General features: G+C 36.4%; 9 protein-coding genes. 2 read left to right on the forward strand and 7 right to left on the reverse strand.

Annotated features, from left to right (window positions below; translation table 11 throughout):
• The coding region (locus tag Q5O73_RS07615; RefSeq protein WP_302669391.1) for an SH3 domain-containing protein at positions 1 to 1,104 on the reverse strand (1,104 nt) is incomplete at its 3' end.
• 240 nt (positions 1,105 to 1,344) lie between these two features.
• Here Q5O73_RS07615 and Q5O73_RS07620 point away from each other — a divergent pair.
• Complete coding sequence (locus Q5O73_RS07620; protein WP_021951768.1) at positions 1,345 to 2,067, forward strand: SDR family NAD(P)-dependent oxidoreductase; 723 nt, start codon at positions 1,345 to 1,347, stop codon at positions 2,065 to 2,067.
• Between the two features lie 12 nt (positions 2,068 to 2,079).
• Here the strand turns inward: Q5O73_RS07620 and Q5O73_RS07625 are convergent, their stop codons facing one another.
• The 6 genes from Q5O73_RS07625 to Q5O73_RS07650 all read right to left on the reverse strand — a co-directional run bounded on the left by Q5O73_RS07625 (position 2,080) and on the right by Q5O73_RS07650 (position 11,841).
• Positions 2,080 to 3,900, reverse strand: coding sequence for a sialidase (locus Q5O73_RS07625; RefSeq protein WP_302629521.1), 1,821 nt, complete (start codon positions 3,898 to 3,900; stop codon positions 2,080 to 2,082).
• Positions 3,901 to 3,915: 15 nt separating this feature from the next.
• Positions 3,916 to 6,843 (reverse strand): glycosyl hydrolase family 28-related protein, encoded by a 2,928-nt coding sequence (locus Q5O73_RS07630; protein ID WP_302669392.1) that lies wholly within the window; start codon positions 6,841 to 6,843, stop codon positions 3,916 to 3,918.
• Between the two features lie 104 nt (positions 6,844 to 6,947).
• Positions 6,948 to 7,283, reverse strand: coding sequence for a cupin domain-containing protein (locus Q5O73_RS07635; RefSeq protein WP_021951921.1), 336 nt, complete (start codon positions 7,281 to 7,283; stop codon positions 6,948 to 6,950).
• A 21-nt stretch (positions 7,284 to 7,304) separates the two neighbouring features.
• Complete coding sequence (locus Q5O73_RS07640; protein ID WP_118589636.1) at positions 7,305 to 7,985, reverse strand: GTP pyrophosphokinase family protein; 681 nt, start codon at positions 7,983 to 7,985, stop codon at positions 7,305 to 7,307.
• Between the two features lie 123 nt (positions 7,986 to 8,108).
• Positions 8,109 to 10,298: an anaerobic ribonucleoside-triphosphate reductase gene (gene nrdD / locus Q5O73_RS07645; protein WP_302624068.1), complete on the reverse strand. Its 2,190-nt coding sequence runs from the start codon at positions 10,296 to 10,298 to the stop codon at positions 8,109 to 8,111.
• Between the two features lie 160 nt (positions 10,299 to 10,458).
• Complete coding sequence (locus Q5O73_RS07650) at positions 10,459 to 11,841, reverse strand: MATE family efflux transporter (RefSeq protein ID WP_021951918.1); 1,383 nt, start codon at positions 11,839 to 11,841, stop codon at positions 10,459 to 10,461.
• 281 nt (positions 11,842 to 12,122) lie between these two features.
• Here Q5O73_RS07650 and Q5O73_RS07655 point away from each other — a divergent pair.
• The coding region (locus tag Q5O73_RS07655) for a [Fe-Fe] hydrogenase large subunit C-terminal domain-containing protein (protein WP_302669393.1) at positions 12,123 to 13,096 on the forward strand (974 nt) is incomplete at its 3' end.

The raw sequence follows: 13,096 nt of genomic DNA on the forward strand, positions 1-13,096 counted from the left end.
ACCAAAGTGTGCATATACTGACATTGTAAATCCCGAGCAGTCTGTTCCGTTAGTTAAACTTGAACCACCCCATACATATGGATTTCCAAGGAACTGCTTAGCGTATGCAACTACTGCTGAAGCTCCGCCTCCTGATGCATCTCCATATGAAGGCTGTGTGTTTGTACTCTGTGAAGGAGTACTATTGTTATTGCTACTATTATTACTCTTGTTACTGTTATTACTGTTATTATTTGATGTATTGTTGCCAGCTGTGTTAGAAGAGTTGTCTGACTGTAAATTATTATTGCTTTCAGCCTTCTTCTGAGCATCTAACTGTGCCTGACGCTCTCTTGCCTCTTCTTCTTTCTGCTTTCTAATCTGTTCCTTTTCTTCCTTGATGGTAATGGCTGTATCCATATCAATACTTATCTTAACAAAGTCTGATGATACCCAGCCACTAACTCCGGCTTTAATTTTGATTTTAACCCAATTGCCATCATTGCTGAACTTCTTTATAACGTATGTTTCCTTATTGTAAACGTTAGTTACTACATCTGACTTAGTAGTAGGGGACTGTCTTACGTGGATACCTGTATCCTTAATGTTAGCAAATACATATCCGTCATCTAATGCGTAATCCTGTGCCTTACTTCCTGTTACGAAATATTCTGCTTTTATATAGCCTGTACAACTTCCGGATACAATCTTGTACCATCCGTTGTTTGTCTTTTCAAGAATTCTTGCACCACAGTTGTTGTAAATCTTACCAACCATTTTTCCCTTTGTGCTTGGTATTCTTCTGACTCTTACGTAACCTTCTGCACCACCGTTAACTCTGGCGATTGCTATATCACTAAATAATTCTTCTTCGCTTGATGTTTTCTTCTTTGTAGTCTTCGTAGTAGTTTTGTTTGTTTCTACTGATGAATCCTTTTCCGGAAGTAATGATGCCAAATCGTTTTCACTACCTGTACTTGCAATATAGTTTTCTATGGCAAGTGCAGCTCCTGCGCTTGGTTCTTCGATATTTAATTCCTCACCAAACATCGGCTGAACTAGCGTAACAGCCATAACAGCCGCTAAAACACTTCCGGCAAATCTTTTTGAATAATTATATCTCATTTAAAATCAGACCTCCAATATCTTGCCTTATTTAAAATTTTACATATTAAAATATTACATTTTTGTTACAATTATATCATTAGTCTCACAACTTGTCAACAAATTGCTCTTTATGCCATACATTTTATAACAAAAATGTACCATTCTCTAATATGTCTGTTAAGATTATTTTTCTTCCTATAGATTATAAGATATGTTATACTTAAAATCAACATTAATTTGTAAAAAGAGGTTTGCAATATGAAAAAAACAGTATTACTAACCGGTGCTTCCGGTGGAATCGGTGTTGAAATTACACGTTTTCTCATTAATAAAGGATTTAAGGTTATAGGAACTTATTATTCTAATGAAGATGCACTATCTTTCATTGCCCAAGAAGCAAATGGGAGTTTCTTCTATTATAAATGTGATTTATCGGATTTTAATAATATAAATAAATTAATGAAACAATTAGAACTAGACGGCCATTATCCTGATATTCTAATTAACAATGCAGGGATTTCCGTTATTGGACTTCTTCAGGATTTAACAGAAAAAGATTGGAATAATTTATGGAACTCTAACGTAACATCAGCAGTTGGCATGTCAAAGGAAATCATTCCTGTTTTTCTAAAAAAAGGAGCCGGAAAAATTATAAACATATCCTCTGTGTGGGGTAACTGTGGTGCCTCCTGTGAAGTAGCCTACTCTGCCACAAAAGGTGCAATAAATTCCTTTACTAAGGCTTTAGCTAAGGAGCTTGCTCCTTCAAACATCCAGGTCAATGCCATTTCCTGTGGCATAATCGATACTAAAATGAACGCTCACTTAACTAAAGAAGATATAAATGCCCTATGTGATGAAATTCCCTGTGGAAGAATCGGAACTCCTTATGACGTGGCAAAAGCCGTATTTTCACTAATAAAAACAAGTGATTACCTGACTGGACAGATAATCACTCTTGATGGAGGATGGACTGTTTAGCAATCCATCCTTTTATTTTTCTATTTCACCATTTTCATACGATTTAATATGAGCTGTATTTCCTCCCTCTGTTACAGAATCCCCCTGATTATTAATAACATGGGTTATCTGACCTTTTCCCGTTAGTTTTACGGTAACTACATTATGAAGGCTGACGCCTTCCTTATCCGGGACCTCAGCCCCTGATAATATTTCAATATCTGCATCCCTGTTATAACAATATATGCCAATACCATATCCTTCAAAATTTTCTGCATCATCACTTATTTTAAGGGATGCGTAACCTTTAACCGTTCCATTATGACTCATGTATGCCTTTTGTTTCGGTACATCATAAGGCATTTCGCTTTGATAGAAATAAAGTCTTCCATTATTTCCATTCCATATAGTCTGATACTTTTGAAAATGCTCTACAAACAGTCCATACATAGTTACATCATCACCATTAATAATAATTCCATTAGGTGCCGTATTAACATTCCATCCCACATTATCACTGTGGTCGGCACGCCAAACCCAAAGATTATCTCCTAAAACGTTATTGCTGTTTATTGTTATACAGTTGTCTGTTTTTCCTGCATATTTTCCGCCACCTACCCTGAAATACACGTCACTTAGGCATATAGGGTCATCTTCATGAAACACATCACTTTTTTCACTTCCTACCTTAAGCATAGTTTCTGATTTTTTCTCTCCTGCATCAAACAAAAGTCCACAAATTTTTATGCCTGAAACATCCTTTGTTTCCATACATATATTTCCGTCAACTGCTTCTAACGTGGCAAGCCCCATTCCATAAATAATAGTATTTTCTTTTGTTACATTTATGGTTTTATCAATTTTATACACACCAGGTGTAAATAAGATATTTTTACCCTGTGCTAATGCCTTATTAATAGTATCTGCGTTATCCTTATCAGGGCTAGCTATGTAAAAAGTATTAAGGCTATAGCATGTACCTTCCACTCCATTTTCCCACGAAATACCGTCACAATCTTTTCGCATTTTAGGTACCATTACCCCAAAGCCCTCTTCATCATCGTAACATAAATATGGTTTTTCCTGAATTTCAGGCGTTTTTTCCACCCTTGTGTATGGAACATAAGGCCATGGTCCCTGAGGAATTATAGATGTTCTAACCCCTGTAAACACCATGTTCCAAACACCGCCTTCCCAGTAATTCCATTCATCATTTCTACATAAATATTGCTGCTGGGAGCCTGAAGACACGTTGCCATTAAATTTAGAATCTGCCATGAAGCCGCCACTGGACCATCCTTCTCCGTCGCTTAAAACTATACCATCTTCAGAATTAATTCTTCTAAGAGACACTGCCTGGGAGTTAGCCCACATACAGTATTCATTGATGCTGAAATTTTCTGCTCCCCGCCAAAAATTACAGGTAGCATTATGATTCATCCATGAAGCATCCACCCACAATTTGTTTATGTTAGTATCTGTAGGTAAAACTCCCAAACCTAACACCTGAGTATAATATCCCACATTTACCTGGAGAGATTTCCCGTAGTCTCCCGGCATAAAAGCTATGGCATATCTTTCGTCTCCAAATTGATTTCTTTCCTGAATATTGTATATTTCGTCTAGCTTCTTTTGAATATCCGATGCATCATCCTTTGGAGAAAATATAAGCACATTATCACCTAACACAGATTTATCCTTTACCGCCTTGCCGTTGCTTTTGTATTCAATAACATTTTGGATTCCTGTCTTTAGCTGTTTCTCAGTACTTTTCTCTTTTTGATTATTTGTAGTACATCCCACCAAAATAATGGTTGTAGCTGCAACTAATAATGTAAGCAGATACTTTTTCATTTCTGTCTCCTTATTTTAAACTTCCCTCACAATATAAACCGAATGCCTTGTGGTTACAAAAAGTGTTTTCCTTTTTTCTCCACCAAAATCAAAAGTCGTCGGCCTCTCCTGTATTCTTATTGTATATACGTGTTTTCCTTTATCATATATTTTTATGTTGTCATCACCGACATAAATTTTGTCATCAAATTTCTTTACCTTAAAATCCCCCTCCTCAATTATAGGAACAGGATTTTCCAAAAGTCCTTCCTTGGTTATGTCACACTGCCATACTCTCTTGTATAACTCGTCCACGGAATAAAGCTTCCTGCCCGGCTTTGACCTTGCCAAATTATTAGCCCTTATTAAATCATAATGACACGGAACAATTGTAGCACCGTCAAGACCTAAAAACGCTGTTTTAGGATTATAGGTAACTGCTTCTGCGAAATCCGAGCTGTCCCTCCAACGGTTTCCCGGGTACAATACCCTTTCCGGTTCTATATCTCCTATGTTAATTTTGTGAAGTTTAACAATTTCCCGGTTAGCATCAACAGAGAAAGCCACAACCTGCGCCCTTCTGTCATACCAGAAGCCATAGGAAGTTCCATCAGCATCCTTAGGCAGTGTATTTACAATTTTTTTTCCATTAATGGTTGCCTCCATAGGAATGCTATATTCGCCTACCACAATAATGTTATCCCTTGTGTCAAAACCAATGGAATTAATTTTATATGGTGATTCAAAGAATAGGGAAAGTTTAAGAGTCTTTCCGTCAATTCTATATACTTTTTTATCTAAACTGTCTACAAAATAGAAGTTGCCCTTTCCGTCACAGCATCCTCCATCAGCGAATCTGAACCCGTCAAACAAACGGGTAGATATGTACTTTTCCTTTCTGTTTCTGTCATCCTTAATTATAGTTTCATTGTTGGTAATAACCTCTTTTTGTTCATTTCCCGTAACTTCAACAACTGCTGCCTGCCATGGTCTAAGTTCAATTCCCGTATTTACATCTAACAGAAAATTGTCAATTGTATATTTCATTTGAGAATAATTATGAACATTTAAAAACTTTATGTTTTTACAGTTCCAGGTTTTTACGCAATAAGGAAATGCCTTATTTACAAACACTGTTCTAAAGCAATATGTTGTTGCAAAGGTTATGTTGTTACAATTATGTAATTCTATAGGAATGGCAAACTCCCCTTCTGCCTTTTCCTCCTCGCTTTGGAATCCATATATTTTTATGTTTCCGGCATTTATCATTCTAAGCTCACATCTGCCATGATGCTCTAGGGACAGGCAGTAAAATCTAGATGGAGTATCTGTATTTTCAATGTGAAGTCCTGCCGTAACATATGGACTTGCAGACCATATATCCTTAAAAATACCGCCTCCACCATTACATATAAACAGGCTTGGATACTGGTAATCCCACACTCTTTTAACATCCACATCTCTTGCTCTTCCCTCATCATATGGCATTTCAAATTCTCCGGTACCCTTTACAAGGTTTCCGTGACCTCCGAAGAATTTCACATCATTAATGTAAGAATCACCTTTTGCCTGCCATTTCACACCACAGGCTCTTGGATTTCTTGCACTGGTATTTATACCTATTCCAAACAATATATTTTTCTTATTTGAGCTTTCTATTAAAGGCTTCATTTTACCAAAGCCTGTAAATTTTTCCGTATTATCCCTTAAAATCAGCTGTGTAGATACCGGATTCATACCTATGAATACAGTATTTTCAGCTAATTTAATGGTATCGGATAAAATGTATTCTCCCTGAGGGAAATAAATAACCTGATATTTTTCTATTGCTTTTTTCAGGCTTTCCGTATCATCTGTTATGCCGTCCCCTGAAAGTCCCACTTCCTTTGCATTAACCCACAAGTCCATATCCGGAAGCTTTGGAATATCAGTTTTTAAGTCATTGTAATTAATCTCCCTTGCATATCTGTATATCTCATCATGAAACTGCTTGTCGGGAAATACATCGGATACTACCACACCGTGAATATATTTTTTTAGTCTGCATTGATAATCTTCATTGGCAATATTCTTTTCCGTGTCCTTAAATCTGATTATATTTTCCACAGCCTTCAGCTGACAGTTGTATACATTTATCTGGGTAAGGGAGTTTAACTCCTGGGCAGCACTGATAATACAACTCATATCCTCAAAAATACTATCCTCTATTATGATTTTTTCAAAATAGCCCTCATCAACATCTATAAACTTGGATGTATTTACACTATGAGTTCTTATAATATTAAATCCCGCCTCGTGAGTTTTTATTGCCGCAGATGTTTGCCCATAAAACCTTGTATCCACCATTACAAAAGGCCATCCCGGAGAGCATTTTGTGGTTATGATTCCGTACTTTCCACCACTAATAAACACATCCTCCATTTCATTTCCCACATCATATATACCTGCCATTCCTGATTCTACATGTATATCAATGTGATTAACAAAACAGTGCTGGGCGTAATGAGTCCTTAAGGCAATAGCATATCCATTTCCCTTTCCAAGATGTATGTTTACATTAGACATGGCACTGTAAAAGGTTCCCGGATTGGCATCAGCTATTTTGCTTTCATCCTCTGCCATCATATTTACAAACCAGAAAAGATACTTGTATCCTCCTTTTTGCTCAGGATGCGGTTCATTAAAGCCTTCTGCATTATCCTTTAATATAAACTCCGGTCTTTCTTCTCCATATCCTATAATTCTTACAGCCTTTGGTATATAAATTGTTTTACTTATAAGATATTTTCCCTCTGGCACAAAAAGGACGCCATACCCCTGCCTTTTTACAACAGAGTATACTGCATCCTGTAACTGACTGCTAACATCCATGGTTCCGTCATTTCGGATGTCAAAATTTTCCTTTGTAAAATAAACTGCGTTGTGGTCATGCAGCATTTTTTTATAAAATGATTCGCCGTTCATATACATACCTCTTTACATATGTGATATGTTTCGATTTTATCAAATATGTGAATATTATGCAAATTAAAACTATTTCAAATATTCATATAAAAAACATACAAAATTTATTTTTCGTGATTTGGTACAACAGCAAAAATCACTAAATCTTCATCGCCTTTATTTTCCATTCCATGAGTATGTCCCATAGGGCAATAATGACACATTCCCGGCTTTAATATTTCCGTCTTTCCATCCATGATAATAGTAGCCTCTCCTGATATGCAATAAACTGTCTCGCTGTTTTTTTCATGGGTGTGAAGACCAATAGATGAACCCGGCTCCAATGTCCCATAAAGTATCTTTACGTTTTCATCAATAAACATTTTTGCCTTTGTGTCATTCTTTCCACCATTAAAGTTGTGAAGAATTGTTTCTTCCATGTCATCAAAATTAAACAACATATTTACACCTGCTTTCTTATTTTATTTAGCTTTTGTTAAATTCTTGATACTTTCCATTTTATCGTCTAAGCTGGCACTTAATTCTGCACATTCCGTGAGTTTCTCAGATAATACTGTCAACAAATCCTCATCTACATCCTTTTTATATCTCATTTTATGTTCAAGACTTGCCCAAAAATCCATGGCTATGGTTCTAAACTGCACTTCAACTTTCATTGCTCTTTTTTCATCTTCCAGAAAAATAGGTACTTCCACAATTAAATGTAGACTTCTGTAACCGCTTTCCTTAGGATTTTTTATGTAATCCTTCTTTTCAATTAATGTTATATCATCCTGCTGAAGAAGGCATTTTGCCAGTTTATAAATATCCTCCTTAAAGGAACAGATAACCCTGATTCCTGCAATATCCGTAATATTTTTTTCAATATCATCGGTAGTCATTTTAAGACCTTTTTTCTGAACCTTTTTCATTATGCTTTCAGGGGATTTCAGCCTTGATTTTATGGTTTCTATAGGATTATCGTCGTATCTTAAAGAAAACTGTTCATCTAAAACCCTGAACTTTGTTTCTATTTCCATAATGGCACATTTATAATACGACATTAATTTCATATAGGATAACTGTCCTTCTTTAATTTTCTCCACCACGGGACTTTTTACCACTTCATTAATAATAATATTTCTTATTTGATCTTTTATCATCGTTTTATACCTCTCCCTCTTAATTCCGCGCACATAACTGTGATTATTATACCACACTAAATAAAAAAAAGAAATTGCCATCTGTCCGACAGCAATCTCCTTTATTTTTATAACTATTATTTTTTACAAATGAAGTACCCTATCCTTTATTTCCTGAGTTCTTCCCTGATTCCAGAACTGGGTTCCAATGTATCCGCATGTTCTTCTGGCAACACTCATTTTATCCTGATTTCTGTTTCCACAGCTTGGGCATTCCCAAATTAACTTTCCTGACTCTTCGTCTGATACAATCTGAATTTCTCCATTGTATCCGCAGCACTCACAATAATCAGATTTAGTATTTAATTCAGCATACATAATGTTGTCATAAATAAATTTCATTACTTCAATTACTGCTTCGATATTGTCCTGAAGATTAGGAACTTCTACGTAGCTTATGGCACCACCCGGTGAAAGTTTCTGAAATTCTGATTCAAACTTAAGCTTACTGAAAGCATCTATTTCTTCTGTCACATGAACATGATAACTGTTGGTAATGTAATTTTTATCTGTAACACCCTTTATAATGCCAAATCTCTTCTGGAGACACTTAGCAAACTTATAGGTAGTAGATTCCATAGGTGTTCCATATACGGAATAGCTGATGTTTTCAGCTGCCTTCCACTCAGCACATTTATCATTTAACTTCTGCATAACCTTAATGGCAAACTCTTTTCCTTCAGGAGTAGTGTGAGATTTACCTGTCATTCTTACACACATTTCATAAAGACCTGCATATCCCAATGAAATGGTTGAATATCCGTTAAATAATAATTTATCAATAGTTTCACCCTTTTTAAGACGTGCCAAAGCACCGTTTTGCCATAAAATAGGTGCCACATCTGAAGGTGTTCCAAGAAGTCTCTCATGTCTGCATCTAAGTGCCCTGTGGCATAACTCCAGTCTTTCTTCCAAAATTTTCCAGAACAGTCCCATGTCACCGTTAGATGAGCAAGCCACATCAACTAAGTTAATGGTTACAACACCCTGATTAAAACGTCCATAGAATTTGTGGGTTCCGTCTGCGTTTCTCTGGCTGTCCTCAACTGTAAGGAAGCTTCTGCAGCCCATACATGGATAAACGCATCCCTGCTTCATTTCTTTCATAACCTTAGCTGAAATATAATCAGGAACCATTCTCTTGGCAGTACATTTTGCTGCAAGCTCCGTAAGTGCCCAGTATTTTGAATCCGGTGTAACATTATCTTCATCTAAAACGTATATAATTTTAGGAAATGCCGGTGTAATCCAAACACCTTTTTCATTTTTAACACCTTGAATACGCTGTTTTAAAACCTCTTCTATAAGGGTAGCCAAATCATCCCTGGTCTGACCTTCCGGTACCTCATCAAGATACATAAACATTGTTACAAAAGGTGCCTGCCCATTACATGTCATAAGAGTAATCAGCTGATACTGAATAGTCTGGATACCACGGTTTATCTCATCCTTTAATCTTCTCTCGGCAATTTGTTTTACCTGCTCATCACTGTAATTCAAGTTGAGTTCATTTCTTTCAGCTAAAACTTCTTTGGTAATTTTTTCTCTGCTCACCTGAACAAAAGGTGCCAAATGTCCTAATGAAAATGACTGACCGCCGTACTGATTGCTGGCAACCTGTGCCACAATCTGTGTAGTAACATTGCAGGCTGTATAAAAGCTGTGAGGTGTATCTATTTTAGTTTCGGATATGCATGTTCCATTTTGAAGCATATCCTCTAAATTAATTAAGTCACAGTTGTGCTCCTTCTGTGCAAAATAGTCGGAATCATGGAAATGTATAATTCCCTGCTCATGAGCCTGAACAATATCCTCCGGCAATAAAATACGTTTAGTTAAATCCTTGCTGACTTCACCTGCCATATAATCTCTCTGGGTGGAGTTAATTGTAGGATTCTTGTTGGAATTTTCCTGTTTAACTTCTTCATTAATCTGATCAATAAGAGACAAAATTCCATCATCTGTTGTGTTGGCTTTTCTGGCTAATTCACGTGTATATCTGTATCTTACGTACTTCTGGGCTACCTCATATCCACGCATCTCCATGATGCCTCTCTCTACCATGTCCTGAATATCTTCAACTGCTACTGCATGGTTTGATTTTTCAATCTGGTCAACAACAAGATTTCCCACTGCCGCAATCTGATACTCGTTTAACTTATGTATAGGGGCAATCTCGTTATTTGCCTTCCTTATAGCATTAAGAATCTTGTTAACGTCGAATGAAACTTCCTGACCGTTTCGTTTAATTACCTTTCTCAATAAAACTTCCATCTTTTCTCCCTCTCAAGCTCGAATACTATATCTTGTATATGCTTAAAGCATTATAGCACAACATATTCCATTTTGTACAGTGGCAATTGCAACATTTCTGAAATATTTCTTCTTTTTTTTACAAAATCTCCAATTATAGTTTTCCCTCATACAAAATGTTCTAAACTAACTTTTTAAACACCTTTTTAATTACAATTAACGACAGTACTGCTGCTAAAAAGTCGGATATCGGTGCAACATACATCATACCATCTATGCCTAAATAGCCAAAGTTGTGGAAAATATATGGTAACACAATCATAAGTGGTATAAAGCATATAACCTGTCTTGTAAGAGACAAAAATGTTCCCTTGTTTGGTTCCCCTATAACAGTACAAAATGTTGATGTTATTGGCTGTATTCCGTCTAAGAAAGTCATAAATAAAAATATTCTGAAAAAGTTAATGGAAAACCTAAAATATTCAGGGCTTCCTGAACCGAATATGCTTATTATCTGTCTTGGGAACAGTTGGAATATTATAAATGCAATAGTTGAAATAATTGTATTGCAGGAAACGGCAAGCTTATAGGTCTTTTTAACTCTGTCATTTTTACCTGCTCCCCTGTTAAAACTGGCAATAGGCTGTATTCCCTGTGCCACACCTATACATATGGAGAAATACACCTGATTAACCTTCATTACAATTCCCGTACAGGCAAGGGGAATGTCCGCACCATAAGGGCTAAGGGCACCGTAATATGTCAGTGATTTATTCATTACAACCTGAACAAACATAATTGCCAGCTGATTTAAGCACTGTGCCATTCCAAGATGTACAGTTCTTCCTACTATCTTAAGTTGTGGTACAAAATGCTTTCCGTGAAGCTTAATGGTTTTAAAATGAATCAAGTACCATATAACCATAATTGAAGCTAAAATTTGTCCTATTACAGTAGCTATTGCTGCTCCTGCCATTTTCCAGTTAAATACCATAACAAAAAGGTAATCTAAAATTACATTTACAATGGCGCCTACAAGGTTACAGGCCATGGAAAACTTCGGACTTCCGTCTGCTCTTACTAAATGTGAACCACCAGATGAAATAATGGCAAAAGGAAATCCCAATGCCAGATATTTTGTATATTCCATGGCATACGGTAATACCGTATCTGTTGAACCAAAGAATAAAAGTAGGGGTTTTAATGCCGTAAGTCCCACAACAGACAGAACAACACCGATAATAAACATCATTGAAGCACTTACGCCTATAAAATATGGTGCTTTTTCCTTTTCTCCTGCACCTAAGTTTAAATTAAATCCTGAAGCTCCACCTATTCCAAAAGCCAGTGCCGTAGCAATACATAAGGTGGTAAAGGGAAAGGCAACATTAGTGGCAGCATTTCCTAACTCTCCTACACACTGTCCTATAAAGATCTGATCTACTATATTGTACAAAGACATTACAAGCATTGATATAATACTTGGAACTGCAAATTTTCTAAGCAGCTTCCCCACTGGTTCCGTTCCTAAGGGATTTTCAATTTTCTCATTCATATTTGTCATTTCTTTTTTCCTTTATAATTTCATTTTCTTCTATTCTCATTATCGCCACAACATATAATACAACTCTATAAAGGAAAATTTCAACCACAAATTCGAAATTAAATATTTTTCTAAAAAAATACCCTAATGTTTCATAATTTGCACCGGCACCTTCCGATTTAGGTTTTATATTGTTAAAAAATTAACTATATTTTACTTGTGCTTATTTTGTATGCTATGTTATAATTAATAATAGTTTTTATGACTGTTTTTTATTTGAATTATATGAAATGGAGAAATACATGAGAGGAATTTATTCAAACAAGACGGAGATACGTCATAAGGTATTTACGGAAGTTGCAAGAATGGCTTTTGAAGGCGGAGATTTCACACGAATTGAAGAACTGCCTTACAAAATCATTCCCGGTGAAATTGGAAAATATTACAATAACATTTTTATTGAACGTGCCATTGTAGGAGAACGTCTTCGTGCTACCATTGGACTTCCTATTAGAAAAGTGTCTGAGCATGCACCACTTTCAGATGGAATAGATGCCAGTGCCATTGATGAAAAGTATTATGACCCTCCTCTTATTAACATTATAAAATTTGCATGTCATGCATGCCCTGAAAAAAAGATTTTCGTAACCAACGGATGTCAGGGATGTATTGAGCATCCATGCGTTGAGGTTTGTCCAAAGAAAGCTATCCATATGGAAAATGGTCATTCCGTTATTGACCAGGATAAATGTATAAAATGTGGCAAGTGTTTAAATGCATGCCCTTACAATGCAATTATTAAACAGGAACGTCCCTGTGCAGCTGCCTGTGGCATGAATGCCATTAAATCTGATGAATACGGCAGAGCTGACATCGATTATGACCAGTGTGTGTCCTGTGGTATGTGTCTTGTAAGTTGTCCTTTTAGTGCTATTGTGGATAAAAGCCAGATTTTCCAGACAGTGCTGGCACTGAAAAGTGATACTCCTATATATGCAGCCATTGCCCCTTCCTTTGTAAAGCAATTCGGTGACGAGGTTACTCCTGCCATGGTAAGGGCTGCCCTTAAAGCTGTAGGTTTTGAAGAAATGGAAGAGGTAGCAATCGGTGCCGACCTTTGTGCTATTCAGGAAGCAGCTGATTTCATAAAAGAGGTTCCTGAACATTTGTCATGGCTTGGTACTTCATGTTGTCCTGCATGGTCTGTTATGGCTAAAAAGACTTTACCTGAATATGCTAACCATATTTCCATGACCCTTACTCCTATGGTTTTAAC

The organism is Eubacterium sp. AF15-50, from assembly GCF_934835595.1.
Lineage (GTDB): Bacteria > Bacillota > Clostridia > Lachnospirales > Lachnospiraceae > Eubacterium_G > Eubacterium_G segne.

Bases quoted from the DNA above. Each gene is read 5' to 3' on its own strand.
- Q5O73_RS07625 (WP_302629521.1), bottom strand. From the start codon at position 3,900: ATGAAAAAGTATCTGCTTACATTATTAGTTGCAGCTACAACCATTATT.
- Q5O73_RS07640 (WP_118589636.1), bottom strand. From the start codon at position 7,985: ATGATAAAAGATCAAATAAGAAATATTATTATTAATGAAGTGGTAAAA.
- nrdD (WP_302624068.1), bottom strand. From the start codon at position 10,298: ATGGAAGTTTTATTGAGAAAGGTAATTAAACGAAACGGTCAGGAAGTT.
- Q5O73_RS07650 (WP_021951918.1), bottom strand. From the start codon at position 11,841: ATGACAAATATGAATGAGAAAATTGAAAATCCCTTAGGAACGGAACCA.
- Q5O73_RS07635 (WP_021951921.1), bottom strand. From the start codon at position 7,283: ATGTTGTTTAATTTTGATGACATGGAAGAAACAATTCTTCACAACTTT.
- Q5O73_RS07630 (WP_302669392.1), bottom strand. From the start codon at position 6,843: ATGAACGGCGAATCATTTTATAAAAAAATGCTGCATGACCACAACGCA.
- Q5O73_RS07620 (WP_021951768.1), top strand. From the start codon at position 1,345: ATGAAAAAAACAGTATTACTAACCGGTGCTTCCGGTGGAATCGGTGTT.